The sequence below is a fragment of the Kistimonas ophiarachnellae genome (genome assembly GCF_057552235.1).
The window spans coordinates 240,562-257,023 of sequence record NZ_BAAJPA010000006.1; the positions used below are offsets into that span (position 1 = coordinate 240,562).

Annotated in this window: 18 protein-coding genes; 6 read left to right on the top strand and 12 right to left on the bottom strand. The window is 49.7% G+C overall.

Going from position 1 to position 16,462, the window contains the following annotated elements; genetic code table 11:
• Window positions 1–511: 511 nt before the first annotated feature.
• The 6 genes from AC27K1_RS09740 to AC27K1_RS09765 all read right to left on the bottom strand — a co-directional run bounded on the left by AC27K1_RS09740 (window position 512) and on the right by AC27K1_RS09765 (window position 5,565).
• Window positions 512–925, bottom strand: coding sequence for a hypothetical protein (locus tag AC27K1_RS09740; RefSeq protein ID WP_487150145.1), 414 nt, complete (start codon window positions 923–925; stop codon window positions 512–514).
• A complete protein-coding gene (locus AC27K1_RS09745) occupies window positions 922–1,332 on the bottom strand; it encodes a DUF5681 domain-containing protein (protein ID WP_487150146.1) in 411 nt (136 codons plus the stop codon). Before AC27K1_RS09745 ends, AC27K1_RS09740 begins: the two co-directional genes overlap by 4 nt.
• Window positions 1,333–1,688: 356 nt before the next feature.
• Window positions 1,689–2,036 (bottom strand): hypothetical protein, encoded by a 348-nt coding sequence (locus AC27K1_RS09750; RefSeq protein WP_487150148.1) that lies wholly within the window; start codon window positions 2,034–2,036, stop codon window positions 1,689–1,691.
• The gene (locus AC27K1_RS09755) at window positions 2,014–2,931 is read right to left on the bottom strand and encodes an MAGE domain-containing protein (RefSeq protein ID WP_487150149.1); all 918 of its coding nucleotides are present in this window, start codon (window positions 2,929–2,931) and stop codon (window positions 2,014–2,016) included. The genes AC27K1_RS09750 and AC27K1_RS09755 overlap by 23 nt, the downstream gene beginning before the upstream one ends.
• A 145-nt stretch (window positions 2,932–3,076) precedes the next feature.
• On the bottom strand, window positions 3,077–3,604 hold the full coding sequence (locus AC27K1_RS09760) for a hypothetical protein (protein ID WP_487150151.1): 528 nt from the start codon (window positions 3,602–3,604) through the stop codon (window positions 3,077–3,079).
• 341 nt (window positions 3,605–3,945) lie between these two features.
• Window positions 3,946–5,565, bottom strand: coding sequence for a recombinase family protein (locus AC27K1_RS09765; RefSeq protein ID WP_487150152.1), 1,620 nt, complete (start codon window positions 5,563–5,565; stop codon window positions 3,946–3,948).
• Window positions 5,566–5,712: 147 nt separating this feature from the next.
• Here AC27K1_RS09765 and AC27K1_RS09770 point away from each other — a divergent pair, with 147 nt between their 5' ends.
• From AC27K1_RS09770 to AC27K1_RS09780, 3 genes are all read left to right on the top strand, one after another.
• Window positions 5,713–6,927 carry a pyridoxal phosphate-dependent aminotransferase gene (locus AC27K1_RS09770; protein ID WP_395179012.1) on the top strand — a complete coding sequence of 405 codons (1,215 nt, stop codon included), beginning with the start codon at window positions 5,713–5,715 and terminating at the stop codon, window positions 6,925–6,927.
• A 36-nt stretch (window positions 6,928–6,963) separates the two neighbouring features.
• A complete protein-coding gene (locus AC27K1_RS09775) occupies window positions 6,964–7,416 on the top strand; it encodes a hypothetical protein (RefSeq protein WP_487150153.1) in 453 nt (150 codons plus the stop codon).
• Window positions 7,417–7,681: 265 nt separating this feature from the next.
• Window positions 7,682–8,101: an META domain-containing protein gene (locus tag AC27K1_RS09780; RefSeq protein WP_487150155.1), complete on the top strand. Its 420-nt coding sequence runs from the start codon at window positions 7,682–7,684 to the stop codon at window positions 8,099–8,101.
• 29 nt (window positions 8,102–8,130) lie between these two features.
• On the opposite strand, the gene AC27K1_RS09785 is transcribed toward AC27K1_RS09780, so the two are convergent.
• The gene (locus AC27K1_RS09785) at window positions 8,131–9,057 is read right to left on the bottom strand and encodes a DMT family transporter (protein WP_487150157.1); all 927 of its coding nucleotides are present in this window, start codon (window positions 9,055–9,057) and stop codon (window positions 8,131–8,133) included.
• 115 nt (window positions 9,058–9,172) lie between these two features.
• Here AC27K1_RS09785 and AC27K1_RS09790 point away from each other — a divergent pair, with 115 nt between their 5' ends.
• Window positions 9,173–9,712 (top strand): DUF924 family protein, encoded by a 540-nt coding sequence (locus tag AC27K1_RS09790; protein ID WP_487150158.1) that lies wholly within the window; start codon window positions 9,173–9,175, stop codon window positions 9,710–9,712.
• Window positions 9,713–9,855: 143 nt separating this feature from the next.
• Entirely contained in the window at window positions 9,856–10,728 is an 873-nt protein-coding gene (gene htpX, locus AC27K1_RS09795) for a protease HtpX (protein ID WP_487150159.1), read from the top strand.
• A gap of 65 nt (window positions 10,729–10,793) precedes the next feature.
• Here the strand turns inward: htpX and AC27K1_RS09800 are convergent, their stop codons facing one another.
• Both AC27K1_RS09800 and AC27K1_RS09805 read right to left on the bottom strand, forming a co-directional pair.
• On the bottom strand, window positions 10,794–12,113 hold the full coding sequence (locus AC27K1_RS09800) for a cytochrome P450 (protein WP_487150161.1): 1,320 nt from the start codon (window positions 12,111–12,113) through the stop codon (window positions 10,794–10,796).
• Window positions 12,114–12,124: 11 nt separating this feature from the next.
• Complete coding sequence (locus tag AC27K1_RS09805) at window positions 12,125–12,829, bottom strand: hypothetical protein (protein ID WP_487150162.1); 705 nt, start codon at window positions 12,827–12,829, stop codon at window positions 12,125–12,127.
• Between the two features lie 129 nt (window positions 12,830–12,958).
• Between AC27K1_RS09805 and AC27K1_RS09810 the strand changes: the two genes are divergently transcribed.
• Window positions 12,959–13,696 carry an SAM-dependent methyltransferase gene (locus AC27K1_RS09810; protein WP_487150164.1) on the top strand — a complete coding sequence of 246 codons (738 nt, stop codon included), beginning with the start codon at window positions 12,959–12,961 and terminating at the stop codon, window positions 13,694–13,696.
• A 12-nt stretch (window positions 13,697–13,708) separates the two neighbouring features.
• Here AC27K1_RS09810 and bluB read toward each other — a convergent pair whose 3' ends face one another.
• The 3 genes from bluB to AC27K1_RS09825 form a co-directional block, all read right to left on the bottom strand.
• The gene (gene bluB / locus AC27K1_RS09815; protein WP_487150166.1) at window positions 13,709–14,362 is read right to left on the bottom strand and encodes a 5,6-dimethylbenzimidazole synthase; all 654 of its coding nucleotides are present in this window, start codon (window positions 14,360–14,362) and stop codon (window positions 13,709–13,711) included.
• A gap of 83 nt (window positions 14,363–14,445) precedes the next feature.
• The gene (locus AC27K1_RS09820) at window positions 14,446–14,985 is read right to left on the bottom strand and encodes a hypothetical protein (protein WP_487150168.1); all 540 of its coding nucleotides are present in this window, start codon (window positions 14,983–14,985) and stop codon (window positions 14,446–14,448) included.
• A gap of 287 nt (window positions 14,986–15,272) precedes the next feature.
• Window positions 15,273–16,394: an ATP-NAD kinase family protein gene (locus AC27K1_RS09825; protein ID WP_487150169.1), complete on the bottom strand. Its 1,122-nt coding sequence runs from the start codon at window positions 16,392–16,394 to the stop codon at window positions 15,273–15,275.
• Window positions 16,395–16,462 lie beyond the last annotated feature (68 nt).

Genomic DNA, 16,462 nt, shown 5'->3' on the forward strand with positions numbered 1-16,462 from the left:
AGTCCGATTCCTCAACGGTTGAGATGCCGTGCAAGGTCGGCCTAGTCCATGCGGATTAATGGTCATGATTACAGAACAGTTCCTCAGTTTCTCTTATCGCCACATGAAGTCGGCACTGACAGTCATCAGGGTGCGGATCATACCATTCCGGCAACTGGCCGTGAGGACATTTGGATATTTCCTCCGCCTCATTGATCCAGCGTTGAATGGTCGCATCCCTGCCATTCAGTAGGTTGCTTTCAAGTCGGCTGATCCGATTGTTCAGGTTGCGCATGGTAGTGGTTATAGTAACCCGGAAAACACTTTGAATGGATGCTTGGATATGTCAGAAGAACTCCGGCTGTTGTCACCCAAAATTCGCCGATACGCCAAGATGCGACGCGACATGGATGGTGGATGGATCGGTCCGCCTATGCACATAATTCCCCGCGAAAGGTTCAAGCCTCCCTGCGAGACTCAGCCTTCTGATGCTACTGGATCGATGCATTGGATAAAGTGGATAAAGGATGGGCTATTGAAGCTGACTGGTCTGCTCAAGTAGGCCAAGCGCTTCTTGAATCAATGACGGCCACTGCTCAGGTTTGGGTTCCAGCGCTGAAGTAGAAATAATTTGTTGGTTACGACACGCTTTTACCATGGCCAGGTGCTGCGCTAGCAAGCGGAAAGATATCGACATCAGGCTTTGTTTATCTTGGCTTGCCTTTGGGTGTGACTGCAGCCATTCCTGGCAGGCTTTTGCCGATGCAGCATAATCAGCCAGTTGCTCCAGCAGATCCGCTTCCAGCTTGTCCCACTGGCTATCACGCCTGTAACACCAGTACCGGTAGCGTCGGTCAATTCCTGCCTGTAGAAAGGCGGCAAGGTCGTCAGGTGGATTGAAGGTATTTTCCAATTTCTGTAGGCGTAGCTGTAGCCTGCCGGTCATTGACCTTCTACCTGTTGTTCAAGTCGCTCCACACGTTTCAGCAATTCATCCATTTCATTAATCCGGCATACGGCTGATAACCCCGTCAGCAGTGTGCTTGCCTCGGTTGGCGTTATGTGTCCACCCATTGCTGAATCAGTGATCAATTGCGCCTTGTCCAACAAGGATGGCCGTTCATCAAAACCTTCGATGATGACACATCGGTCGGCGGATTTCAGAACGGGTAGAACTCTGTCGATGCACAGCTTCATCATGGCTTCATTGCCGTCTTTTGCCATGGCAATGGCCTGGTTGACTAGCGCTGGACCGTGTTTACGCAATGGCTCACGCATGGCGGCAAGAACCTTGTCGCCACTGCCTTTGGGACGACCGGCGGGGTTACCGGACTGGCCAGGTTTATATGGCATTGTTTAATACTGATAACTACAGTTTTCAGCCTGCAATTATGGCAAAAACAATAAGATTGACTGCCTTGCAGGAACAAGGCAGCACCACTCACTGTCTAACATCGGTGTAAAGGTATAGTGGCCGCTATACCTTGTGCATTGATTCAGTACCGGTACTTGTAGCGTTCATGATCGTCATGTTTTCTTCATGGGCCTGTCCTCCTTTCTCTGAGTGGCAATGCCTACATGACGGTTCCAATGACCGGCTTGTTGGATCTGCTGGCTTGAAATTTTCTTGCAATGACTCAATGGCCTGCACAGGGTCGGTGTCACAGACAAGCCGTATAAACTCACAAGGCCGTTTACCGGTACTTCACTCACAACAAATCCTTAAGTTTCACAATCCCACTTTTGCCTGCCTCTATCCGTTTCTTTTTTGCTTCTTCGGATTCAGGTTCGGCTCGAAGAAAAGGCAGATGTGCCGCCGGAACACTGGCCGGTTTACAGATGGCCCTGAACTCGATGGAATTAGGCGGATAAGTATTTTGTTCATTTAGATAAGCCTTTTCGACACGGCTCTCAAGTGCATACAATCCATGATCAATGTCTTCTTTCTTGAGCCCATTCAAATCGCGGCACCAAGTCAGAAAACCGTCGCCGCCTACCGGACCGTGCTGACTGATAAAACGCGGCCCATATAAGTCAGTGAGTCGTAACCAGATCACAGTAACCAGCGAAATCGTCTTCGGTGATACCCTCGGTTTTGAGGTACTCGCGTGACTCGCGCCTTGCCCGTTCTGCCAATGACTCACGGTTTGATCGATGTTTGCTATTTTCATGCTGCATTCCTCCTGCAGATTGTGCCTGCTCAGTGACTTTCAGAAATCCCCGTTCGGAAATTAGGTAATCAATACTGGTGGTCCAACCTCTGCCATTGTTACCAAGTAGCCATGCCAGATTCGGGTGCGTTGCGATGGTGGTGAAATAGGTTGACCAGAAACTGAGTGACTGGTGTTGCGGCGATTCCCGCCAGCGATTACTGATTGCGGTTTTGCGTTTTGTGCTCAGCTTCAGGCACCGTTGGCACCCATACGGTGCGAGTATCGTGTTGTACTTCCCAACGATTTCAAGAAAAGGAATTTTTGGTACTGACTGCTTCAGCACCGATCCGTTTTCACCAGAAAACGACATAGCAGTTTGTTTACTGTGTCTTTTGTTTTCATATGTATTTTGTAGGTGCGGATTGACCGGAACCGGCAAAACCGAGACCGGCAAATCCGGTTGCGGTACATTTGTACCAACCTGTGAGACCGGATAGACCTTGTACTCGGTTGTTGCGAAATGACCGGAACTGCGTTTCTGGGTGCGAACGATATAACCAGTATCAATCAATTCTTTCAGCAGTTTGTCGATCTTGTCTCGGCCTTCACGACACTGCCCGATTAGCCATTTTTTATTTAACTTCCAGTCTTTTGGCAGGCTCAGCAGGTAAGCCAACAAACCTCTACTGGCCACAGTCAAGCGGTTGTCCTGCAGCATTATGTTGCTCAGGATTGTGTAAGGCAGTGCTGTGTTGGCTCGGACAATCAGCGAATCATTACTATAATCATCCCGCAACATGATATCTTCCTCCGAGTCATGCTGTATCTGCGCAAACAGACCCCATAAAGCCGTACCGGCTCATCACCGGTGCGGTTTTTTCATTTCAGGAAGTGAAGCAGGGTGATTTTGCCGTATTGACAAGTTCTAACCTGGCAACATGGCATTAGTGATTTCGAAACTCTTTCAGCCAACGGCTAATAGTTCTCACCGACACCATCTGGCGGTCATTACAGCCTTTGACTCCAACCTTCACAGGTATGCCGTCATCGTCATCTGTCACCGTGTCCTTGCGACTGCAGAGGACTAATAAAAGTTCTTCAGCTGTTAAGGTCTGGTTGTCCAACCATTCGACTCTAGCGATGGCCTTGAGTGGATTCGCTGGTGGCCCCGGCTTCCTCTTCGGTTTATGGCACTTAACGCGCCGGTCATGCCGGTCGATGAAATCGAGGCACATGGATTCGACGTCTGCATCTAGCCCTCTCGGTCTTGTAGGTTGTCCGGTGAACCATTGCGCCAGTGTGACCGGATCAATCATGTAACCGTCACAGGAATTCTCCGCTATCAGGGAACCAGATCGGATACCAGCAATCGCCGCCATCATGAGCAAACGGGCATGGTTTAACCTTTCATGCCCACAAATAAAGCAACATGCCTGCAACAGCGTTTCTGGGACTCTGCTAGAATCAGTCATCGAATCATTCCAAGAGAAATCTTGTTTGTCCGGCCAGACAGCGACACCTGACCGGACTCTTTATTTTAGAATTGCACTCAGACTTAAAATAAGGCGATTGTAGCGGTTTTCATCCTCAACCTTGTCAACTTGCTTATCCCCCGCGCAAGACGTTGACAGTTAGCAATCGTTTCGGTGCACAGGTTTGTAGAAAATCACTGCAGACCACAGCGAAAATGATCAGATCTGAAAAAAACGACACTATGACTGACCTGTAGATGCCCTATTCCAGCATCCTGATCAGATTGGAATTTCAGCAAGACTCAACCATGCCCGCGCATATGCGTCAGCTTGATTGCTTATTACTCATAATCAGCCTTGATAGTGAAGCCCCCAGTATCTTTATTAATATCAAGAACCCTACTAACCCCATTGTGAAAGGTAAGAACCATATCGACAGTGTTATTAGTATCCTCACAGTCCATACCGAACAGGTAAATATCAATATTGGCAAAGGTACGCTTGATTAGCTGGCGGATCATAAGCCTGGCTTCTTCGTCCAGATCCTCTGCCATGGTTGATATTTTCTTCCAGCGTTCGGCCACGTCGTCATTGTCATTGACTGACACAGACAGGTCTGCCTTTATGGTTTCATATTTTGCAGCCAGCCTGGTCTGCTTTTCTTCAAGTTCATGCGCCCTTTTGATGAAGATGGCCGGTACATCATCAATCTTTTCAAACTGGTCAGCCATGCGTTCCAATTGCCCGGTGACTTCATCAAGTTCTGTTCTGACCTGACCGACCTGTAGCTGCAGTTCCTTCCTGTTATCGTTTTCACCCATGATGGCACTGAAGTCCATATGGTCGGTACAGTAACGAAGTATTGCATTTTCAATCACAACAATACTCACAGACCTTTGGTTTATCTTACATTTTGCACTTACATTTGCCGCGAGGCACCTTATCCTTCGATAACCCTTGGCATGCAAATTACGGTTAAAAAAATTCTGACACCCTACAACTGACCCACAATATCCACAATAAGCCAACCTCATACCCGTAATCAGCGATGGTATTCTACTTTGCGCCTTGGTTGATGCTCTTGAATTGATAATATGTTGCAATTCATAAAAAGATTGCTCATCAATAATCTGCGGATAATAATTGGGAATTACGAACTGCTCTCCATCCTGATTAAAAAATCTCTCACCGATAAGTGATCTATTTCTGAGTACATGCGCAACTGTTTTGCTATTCCACTTATACCTGCCGTTATAATTTTTACCATGGTGCTGTACATTATCATTCAAATACGACGTAATCTTTATTAACCCCCACCCCTTCTTATACTTTGAAATAATTAATTTTACGACAGCTACCATTTCCGGCCTAAGATCAAATCCATCACGCGTTTTATTGATACTAACCCAGAAGGGGTCACTGCCGGTTCTAATCACCTTACCTTTTCCTGTATCCATCCATTCTTTTATTTGCGCTCTGTAAGCCATTTTGATCCGTTTCGACTTGACTGCAGACTCCTCATGCGCCCGGATCATCACCAATAGGCTGTAAACCAGATCCATTGGGTTCTTGCTAAGACTTTCCCGGTCATAAAGTTTATTGTCGCTGGCGGTCACAACCGTAATGCCAGCATTCACAATCTGGGAAAGTATCGCTTGGCTCTGTATTGGTTCTGCACGACTCAACCGGTCAAGGCCTTCCAGAATTAAAACTGAACCTGGTAAGACCTTGCCATCATCTACCGCTTTCAGGAAAATCCCGAGTGCGCCTTTCTTTATATGCCTCTGGTGAAAAGCTGATAAGCCTTCATCTTTTAGAGTAAGTGTCTCATCCAATACAAGGCCATGTTCATCTGCATAGGATTTAGCGTAATCCATCTGCCTTTGTAAGCTATGTCCCATTGCCTGTTCTGGTGTACTAAAACGAATATAACTATAGACGCGACCTGCTTTAGCCAACATCGATTGAGGTCTCATTGGTGCAATATAACAGTGAAAGTTAGTTTATATTACTACCATTCGGGCTTCCGGACGCGGTATGATCTCGACCTTAACACCCACAATGACCGCTGACCAGCGCCTGCTGCGGTCAGTTTTTTCGGGACAGCCATGTCTGAAATTCTCAAGTCGACCAAACTGCTCGACGTCTGTTATGAAATTCGCGGCCCGGTGCTCAGCGAAGCCAGGAAGCTGGAAGAAGAAGGCCAGCGTATTATCAAGCTGAATATCGGCAATCCGGCGCCGTTTGGCTTTGATGCCCCGGAAGAGATCATCCGGGACGTGATTCTTAACCTGCCTGCATCCCAGGGATACTGTGACGCCAAGGGGCTGTTTTCTGCCCGCAAGGCCATCATGCAGTATTGCCAGCAGCGGGATATCAATGGCGTTGAAATTGAAGATATCTTTGTTGGTAACGGTGTCAGCGAGCTGATTGTCATGGCCATGCAGGGCCTGCTGAACAATGGCGATGAAATGCTGATTCCTGCACCGGACTATCCCCTCTGGACCGCGGCGGTCAACCTTGCCGGCGGCAGCGCTGTGCATTACATCAAGGATGAGCAGTCTGACTGGTACCCTGATCTGGATGACATTCGCAGCAAAATTTCTGCGAAAACCCGTGGCATTGTGGTTATCAACCCAAACAATCCGACAGGCGCTGTTTATCCAAGAGAGATACTCGAAGGCATTGTCGAGCTGGCTCGTGAGCACAACCTCATCGTCTTTGCCGATGAGATCTACGACAAAATTCTCTATGACGGTACCGAGCATACGTCACTGGCCTCTCTGGCCGACGACGTGTTGTTTGTGACGTTCAACGGCTTATCCAAGTCCTGGCGAGCGGCCGGTTTCCGTACCGGTTGGATGGTGATGAGCGGCGCCAAGCACAAGGCTAAAGACTATATCGAGGGTCTGGGTATCCTGGCGTCCATGCGTCTTTGCGCCAATGTCCCTTCCCAGCATGCTGTTCAGACGGCACTGGGCGGGTACCAGAGTATTAATGACCTGGTCTTGCCAGGCGGACGCCTGCTGGAACAGCGAGACAAGGCCTGGGAAATGATCACCGCTATTCCCGGGGTCACCTGTGTCAAACCCAAGGGTGCTCTATACCTGTTCCCGAAACTCGACCCGGTGATGTATCCCATCGAAGATGATGAACAGTTCATCCTGGATCTGCTGCGTCAGGAAAAGGTGCTTCTGGTTCAGGGTTCCGGCTTCAACTGGCCGGCCAATGACCATTTCCGGATTGTCACCCTGCCGCGGGTCGATGAACTGGAAATTGCCATCAACAGGCTGGCAAAATACCTGGAACGAATTCGCAAGTAACAGGCGTCATCACACAAGAAAGGACACGACAGGATCATGGCTGATATTCATATTGATGACTTCTTTCAGGACTGCGCCCACATTCTCCTGAAGTTGTATGGCCATTTTCCGCGCAAGGATGCGCTGTATGTGGATGACATTGCTGACTGCGACCCTGCCGATGAATACGGCATTCCCTCTGAACGTCACATGGCCTGTTACCAGGCCATGCTCTGGCTGGCAGAAGAAGACTACCTGCGTTATGAGGACAGGATTGGTTTTAGCGGTCTCGACCAGGTAACCCTGACAGAAAAAGCCTTCCTCAAACTGGTAACCCCCGTTAACCCATCACTGCTGGACAACGCTTCACCGCCCATCGTGGGTCTGCAACAGGCCAGCCTGGCAGCACAATTGCGGCAAGCTCTACAAATAGGCACGCCTTATCGTTTGCGTGAAGTACTGATTCATTTCTGGCCACAACTCTTGCCCACTGCCGATACCAGCGATTAAACACGGTACAACATACAGACCTCTTCTCGTCCAAACACGAAGATATGCATCATGATCGCACCTCTACCTTTTGCGATCATTGACTACGTTGAACCCACTGATACGTCCTGTTTTTCCATTAGATCCGCTCTGTTCATTTGAGCCCAACCCAGCGCCAAATAGTCTATGATCGGTGTTTAATGGCCATACCTACCAAACCATATGATTCGTACGGTTAAGGATGTTTGGCATTAAAGCTTTCGTTTCACTGAATACGCAGGTCACCATGAAACAATCTCTCTGGGCTCTGGCACTCTTGCTGCTGGCAGGCTGTGCTGGCCATGAAGCCGTTACCCGTCAGGACCTGATGCACCATCACTGGGTACTGACCTCAATCGATCAGAAAGCCGTACCGGATAAATCCACTGGACAAGCGCAACCGGATCTCGAAATTGGCGAAAATCTCACCGTCAACGGTACAACGGGTTGCAATCGCTACCGAGGCCAGGGCGTGCTTGATGGAAGCATGTTCAAGGTTCAACAACTGTCCACCACCCGGCGTGCCTGTCGCCCCTCCTATAGCAACATTGAGCAGACGCTGACTTCCGTACTCAATGGCGGCGCAGAGATTACGTTAACCAAAGATACGCTGACGCTGAAAAATGAACAGCATACGCTGGTATTTACTCTCAGGGACTGGCTATAATCCGTCCCTGCAAGGGTTCCGGGTTCTGCTTAGGCATAACGACGATGTAACGCTAACCACAACCCGGTCAGAATCAATCCGCCACCCACAAAATGGTAGGCATGGAGCGATTCCCCCAGAAACAGAAAAGCCAGCAGCGCCACAAAAACAGGCATCAGACTGTTAAACAGCGAAGCACTGCTGGAACCCAGCACCCTGACACCATTATTCCAGGCAAGATAAGACAATATCGAGGCAAACACCGTCACATACACCAGTAAAGTCACACTCTGGAACGTCACGTCAAAGCCTCCGACAACCGAGTATTCCCACAGATAAAACGGCAGGAGTACGGGCATCCCGATGCCAACCAGCACAGTCAATATCACAATCCCCGGCAATGGTATGGCAAACCGTTTGTATAAGACGGAATATAAGCCCCAGCAGGTCACTGCCACCAGCATATACAAATCCCCTTGCTGACTCTGCAACAGCAACAATTGTTGCCATTCCCCCCGGGAAATCACATACAGCAGACCAGACAAAATGATCAGTAGCCCCATGACCTGATGCACACGAGGGATTTCATTGAGTAAAAATATACTCAAAAGAATTGTGACTAAAGGCAGGGACGTCTGAATCAAGGCGATATTCACCGCCTGCGTGCTTTGGGCGGCAAGGTATAACAGGGTATTAAATGTCGTGATACTCAACACAGCGAGCATCAGTAACCGATAGCGATAACGCCAGATACTATTGCGATGCTCACGTAACTGCCGCCATGTAATCAGCAACAAGCATACAAACGCAAAGAACCAGCGCCAGAACGCCAACGCCACAGGCGGCACCACACCGATACTCATCCGCCCGGCCACACTGTTTCCTGCCCAGAACAAGATCGCCGCAACCAACGCGATGGTGGCCGTAGCCCGACTGCCTGAGGGGAAAAACCGCAGAAAATACTGATGACTTAACATAACACTCAATATTCCCTAGGCAGAGGATTGTTGCTGTACCCTGCCAAATGAAACTTTTATGATAAAAACCAGTCAACGCAAAGGCCTGATATCACAACAAAGGAGCCTGTGCAGCATGGAACCATCCGACATCATTACGTTCTGGTTCGAAGAAATCGCACCGCGCCAGTGGTTTGTTAAGGACAGCGACTTTGATGAACAGATTCGGCAACGATTTTCCGATGCTCATCACGCCGCAACACGGTGTGAGTTGTCCCCCTGGCGTGAGACACCGGAAGGCCGGCTGGCAGAGGTCATCATACTGGACCAATTCTCTCGCAATCTTTACCGGGATACCGCACAGGCCTTTGCATCCGACTCACTGGCCCTGGCGCTGGCTCAGGAAGCTGTCAGCAGCGGGCATGACAAGGCACTGACTCCGCATCAGAAAGCCTTTCTGTACATGCCGTGGATGCATTCGGAGTCAGCGGTCATTCACCATGAAGCCGTTGCACTCTTTAGTCAACCCGGACTAGAAGATAACTACCAGTTTGAGTTACGCCATAAGGCGATTATCGATCGCTTTGGTCGTTACCCCCACCGCAATGCATTACTGGGTCGCCAGTCTACCCCGGAAGAACTGGAATTTCTCCAGCAACCGGGCTCCTCCTTCTAATCCCCTTTTTATGTGTGTGGTCATACCACTGACCACACACCACTTCTGACACATTCGTTACAAAAAAAGCTGGCGCAATGCCTTTGAAATCCTGAAAATCGCCCGCATATAACCACATCATTACCCGCACCTGTGGAGATCCTATGAAGCGGATTGTTCTTTTCCTGGCGACCAACCTGGCCGTTATTCTGGTTTTGAGCATTGTCTTGAACCTGGTGTACACCATGTTCGGCATTAACCGCTCCAGCATGGGCGGACTGCTGGTATTGGCCGCCGTATTCGGTTTTGGCGGCTCACTGATTTCCCTGTTTATGTCTAAATGGATGGCGCTTCGCAGCACGGGTGCCCAGGTGATTGAGCAACCCCGTAATGCCACCGAAAAATGGTTGTTGGACACCGTTGCCCGTCAGGCCCAGTCTGCCGGCATTGGCATGCCACAAGTGGCCATCTATAACGCCCCGGACATGAATGCCTTTGCCACCGGTGCCAATCGCAATAATGCGCTGGTAGCCGTGAGTACAGGGCTGTTGAACAACATGAATGCGGATGAGGCTGAAGCGGTCCTTGGCCATGAGATCAGCCATGTCGCGAACGGCGATATGATCACCCTGACCCTGATTCAGGGCGTGGTGAATACGTTCGTTATTTTCCTGGCACGACTGATTGCCGGCGCTATCGACAACGTCATGCGCAATAACGACGAGGAAGGCCAGGGCCTGGGTGGTTTTGCCTATATGGGCATCGTCATGGTGCTGGAAATGGTCTTTGGCGTGCTGGCCAGTGTCATTGTCATGTGGTTCTCACGACAGCGTGAATACCGTGCGGACGCCGGTGGCGCCAATCTGGCCGGTCGTCAGAAGATGATTGCCGCCCTGCAACGATTGCAGAATAACATGGAGCCTCAGCTGGAAGGTTCATTGATGGCCTTTGGCATCAGTGGCAAGCATGGCGTCGCTGAATGGTTCATGAGTCATCCGCCGCTGGAAAAACGCATTGCCGCGCTTCAGCAAGCCTGATCTTGCTGAGTCAACATCCTGAAACAAAAACGCCCCGGCTGATACCGGGGCGTTTTTTTATATTTTCAAAGTAACTCAGGAGAGGCTGTTTGCACCACATTCTCTGATGACTTGTCCGATACCGGTGACGACCAAGCCAGTTCCAATGACTTCATGGTGCGATAAAGAAAATTGGGTTGGTACTCAATGATCTGATCGGCTTTCAGGTGTAAATCCGGGCAACGATCCATCAACACTTCAACAGCAACTTGTCCCTCCAGCCGTGCCAGCTGGGATCCGAGGCAATAATGAATCCCTTTTCCGAAAGCAAGATGGTGCTTGGCAACATCTTTCCGACCTGGTGTAAACGCCTCCGGATCATTAAACATCCGGTCATCATGGTTACCTGCACCAAACAGTACCTGTACGGCAGCGCCTTCTGGAATAGTCATACCGTCCAGCTCAGTTTCTTTGGTCGTATAACGCATCATGCTCTGCAGAGGCGAATCCATCCGTAGGACTTCTTCACGCACCGTCGCAATCATACTGCGATCACGGTAGCAGGCTTGCCAAAGGGCTGGGTCAGCCAAAAGGCGATAAAGCAAATTACAGATCATGCTGGTCACCGTCTGATGCCCTGCCCAGGTGGCACTCATACAGACATTCACCATTTCCAGCGTGGTCAGAGGCTCCATTCCCTCCTGCCGGGCATGGATCATGTGGGAAATCAGATCCTGTTTCGGATGTCGACGCTTTTCCTCAATCAAATCATGATAAAAGTGCTGGAAGGCAACAAAGCCCCGGGCATTTTCCAATTGCTCATCCAGTGACAGAGGCGCCGCCAATAGGGCAACCCAGTCGTCACTCCATTGTTTCAGATTCGCCAGATGTTCACGATCCACACCAAGGACATCGCCAATCACAATCAGAGGAAAGGGAAAGGCGTAATGTTCAAGAATATCGACCTCACCGCGATCCACAAACTGATCCACCACTTCATTGGCAATGAAACGAATATGCGGTTCCATCGCAGTAACAATCCGCTGTGAGAAAGCTTTGCCCACCAGGCTTCGAATGCGGTCAGGATGCGGCGGATCATTGTCAGTCATGCCAGGCACCTGGGGATAACCCTGTTCCAGCACTTCAACAACTTCTGTCGGCAACCGGCCACTGTTAACCGTGATAATTCCCAGGCTGGAATAGGTATCCGTATCCTTGAGCACCTTCACGACATCGTCATAGCGTGTGACGATCCACATCTGGTAAAGCTCACTGAAGAATACCGGCTGCGTCTCTCTGGCCAGACGGTACATACCATAAGGGTCGCGGGTCTGCTCCGGAGACAATGGGTTATAGGCAGCGCCGATATCCGTTGGTTCACTCTGATGGAAAGGACATCCTGTCATTGTGCTCACCTTCACTGATTATCCGGTTGTTCAAAGGTTGTTGGCTGATGGCGAACCACACGGCTCATCCGCTGATGTCGATCCGAGGCTTTCCTGTGACGAACCAAATGCTCTTTCAGAATGATTTTTCCTGATTCAGGGTCGATGGCCCAGAATTGAGATAGCTCTTCAAACAGCGGTTGCTCTTCCTGCGTTTGAGCAAGTTCCATCAAAGCTTTGGGGCAGTGCCCATGAATGTTGGCGAACGTCGTCAGACGTTGTTTCAGCATCGCTTCCTGTCGCTGATATAAGGCACGTGGCTGATCAGTTATTCCTTGATTTAACAACTGCAGACGATCATTGATTGCCTGACAAACCGTTGGTGTCCCAATCAGGTTTGCGATGTCAGACATAACCGCTGAACAACGCTCAGTATCCTCCAAGAGGGCGAAGTAGTAATAGCCAAGCAAAACACCGGGCAACCAATCCTGAGGATTTGCACGAAATAATGATTCAACCTGAACGATTGCTGATAAAGATTCATCGCTTGTTAATTGGATGGAAAATATCGTTTCGAAGGTATCAAGCCTTTTACCAATTTCAGAAAAGAAACCAATGATATCCATCCAGTTATCGGTATAGTTCACGGCCCTCAGTGGACGGATTTCCCTGATCTGCTGTTCCAGACTACTGCGCAGCATCTCACTGTCATTCGTAATTGCAACTGGCTCGGTCATTCCCTTTCCCTTGACTGTAAGCACCTGCAGCCGCTAATGAGAAATTGCGTCTTGGTTTAAACCAATCGCTTCATCTACTCTTTTTTTAGGTAAGCACAGACATCAAACCATTGCATCGAGGGAATCATCATGGATGTGCCTGAAATACCCAACACCGGTCGAATACTGGATGTCTGGCTGGGCGGCAAGCATCATACGCCGGCAGATCAAGAAGCGGCCATCCTGTTCAACAGGATCTATGACCGGTTTCCGGAAGTATTCCAAACCCTAAGACAATTTATTGTTCGCGCCTGCCAATCACTCTATCAACAAGGTATTGATCGATTTCTGGTACTAGGAGCGGGAATCCCTTCCTGTGGTAATGTTCATGAAGCCGTTCCAGATGCCCGTGTACTCTATACCGATATAGACCCCTACAATATCCAGTTGGGCAAAGAGATCTTAAAGCATACGCCACAGGCCGATTACGGTTTTTGCGATGCCAATGATTTCTCGACCTGCGATAGCACATTAATACAAAGCGTTCTGGGCGCAGATGACAACACCCCGATTGGATATGTGGTGGTCGGAGTCAGTGTGTTTTTGAACGATGAAGCCGTTGCCAGATTATTTAAGTCTCTGCATGAACATGCGCCTGAAGGGAGTCAGGTGATATTTGATCTGGATAGTCATGCGCTAAGCCATTACCCGGAAGCCTTAAAGCTCTTGGGTGATGGTTTTCACATGCGCACCCCTGATGTATTCAGCGCACTGATAAAACCATGGCAGCTTGCTGAATCCGGAATTCAACCCGTCCAAACCTGGCACAACGGTAATGACAATACAGACTTGCCGGTTTTCATGTATGGCGGCGTTGCAACAAAGTAATTCAATCCACGACTAGCGACGTATCACCTTATTATCCAGCGAACGACGCGTCTCCCAGCCGGATAACTGTAATTCCGGCTCGGTATGTTCTTCCAGTGGGTAGCCAAGACAAAGGTAGGCAATGAATTGCCAGTGATCAGGCACTTCGCAGATACCCTTCACCTCATCAGGGTTCAGGATGGACACCCACCCCAAACCAACACCGTGGGTTCTTGCTGCGAGCCACAGCGAGTAAATGGCCAGAACGGATGAGTAATGCAGGGTTTCCGGCATTGTCGTCTGCCCCAATCCATGCCCCTGGTCAGGGTTCACATCAACAAAGGTGGCAATCTGGACAGGCGCTTCACGGAGTCCCGCCAGTTTAAGGCTGGCATACCGGGCCGCCCGGGCACCTGAAAACTGCTGTAATGCTGCACGATTACACTGCTCAAAGTCAGCGGTTACCTGCGAGCGTCGTTCAGCGTCATCAACCATAATGAAACGCCATGGCTGACTTAACCCGACGGATGGTGAGAGATTGGCGATTTCCAGCAGTTCATCAACCAAACCGTCAGGCAGTGGACGGGTATCAAAACGCCGCACATCCCGCCGCCACTCGAGCAATTGCCGAAACTGGTTTCTGAAATGTTGATCAAACCGAGGTGGCGTCGCTGCCATTTTTCGCATAGAAAAGCCTCTCCCTGGCCCTGATCGAATGATTATTGTTATACAGCGTTATCTGATTCCTAATGACGTATTACATCTCTAATTCATTCACTGACAGGCGATGTGGACTCGTGACTGATCACTGGGTCATCCTGCTCAGTGTTAATTTTCAATGTTGCGCTTAAGGGCTTTTCGTTCACGGTTAAACTCGCATGATCATGGTTATTCAGGGTGACCTTGATCTCATTCTCACCAGATGTGAAATAACTTCCGGGCAGATGCTCATAAGGGCCATAAAGGCGTTTAACCTTCTTACCATTGATAAACAGATGTGCATGCCCCTGAGCCAGCCCTTCATGTCGAACCGCCGCATACTCTGGTGACTCCAGTTCAAAATTCCGGATATTGAGATGCAAATTAAAACCCGTCACTGCGTCGCGAAATAACAGCAGGGATAATTCCGGTACTTTCACACCCTCTGGCAAAGCAACCATTTCGTCATGATGACAACAGGCACGATCTTCCCCCTGTTGCGCATGGGCAGAAGGCAGACTGCCTGCCAACAATGGTGTGACTGGCATACCCAGCACACCGGAAAAAACAACAGACATCAACACGCGATTATTGCTGCGCCATTTGGCCATGATCACATCCAACCTCACATAATTGAAAAAGACTGATCAAGCATGGCAACCATCGATAATGCTGCCTAATAAAAAACATAGAACATTACGCATCGATTGCCTTATACCGATCCGTTGGAGTGGTGAGGATGTGGGAGATGGTTCAGACGTTCACAACAATTACGCGCCTGAGAATATCGCCATCCGCCCCTGCAGGATCAACAGGGTCGGATGGCAATTAAACAAAAGAAACAGACTGATACTTCAGAAAAACTATGCCGGAGCACACGATTGTTCCGGCTTAACGGTTATAGCGTTGTGACCGGATAAAGAATGCGATCGTTATACCCCGTCAGTACGGTCATCGTGCCACAAAGAGCCTTATCCAGTTCGGTATCACCGGTATCGAGCAGGAGCGGGCGACCGTCAAGTTCCCTGATTTTTGTTTTGGTTGCCAATACCAGAATATTCTCTCGCCCAATCGTACGGATGACATCCGGGCTCAGCTGTTGGTTACCTCTGCCAAATAAATGTCCCTGACCGCCTATTGCCGTAACCAGCAGCTTCACCGGTTTATCCTTGATGTGCATCAGTATGTCCTGCTCCGTCATATCAGAAGCAATCAGGGTTTCATTGCAGATAAGGTCAACACCAAGCAGTGTATTTTCCAATCCAAGGACATCCATCACACCCTGGGTTGTCGAACCCGGCCCTACCAGGTAAAGGACATCGTCTTCCATGATTTCATCGCGGAAATAATCGGCAATATCCTGAACCACCAACGCTTCGACTTCACGTCCCGCCTGCTTGACCTGCTGAACAAATCGGCCTTCTTCCGGTACCAGCAGATCACCATAGTGTTTTGCCCTGACGCGTCCTTCCCGGAAGGCTGACTCATCAATATCCCTGACATCCTGTTCACGCAGGCCAACCAGCTCACCTCGAATCAGCATGGCGACCACCTCCCCTGCTGCAGAGGGTGTCACCGCGTATACGCCTGAATGGATCTTGACGCCTGCCGGGATACCCAGCACCGGCTGCGCATCACTCACACTGTTACAGATATTTCTGGCAGTACCATCGCCACCAGCAAAAAGAATCAGATCAACACCAGCCTGTTCCATGGCGGCTGCAGCCGCTTCGGTATCTTCGGGCGAGGTGTATTCATGGTCAGTGGTAACGAGCAACTGACTGGCGAAACCCATTCGTTTCAACAAGGCACCGCCCATGTCATCACGCCAGACCAGAAATTGAATCTGCTCTTTCAACAGGAGCAGTTTTTCCAGCGCAACCTCAGTACGCATCTCGGCCCGGGGGATGGCGCCAAGCGCCAGCGCCTGCTCGACCGTTTCAACACCATCACTGCCCTTCAGGGCAACGCGTCCGCCAAGACCGGCAACCGGATTGATAATCAGTCCTATGGTAAACAACACAATCCCCCTAAATACCACAAACCGTTACAGAAACTGTTCTTGATGGTAACAACGACTCAAGATAC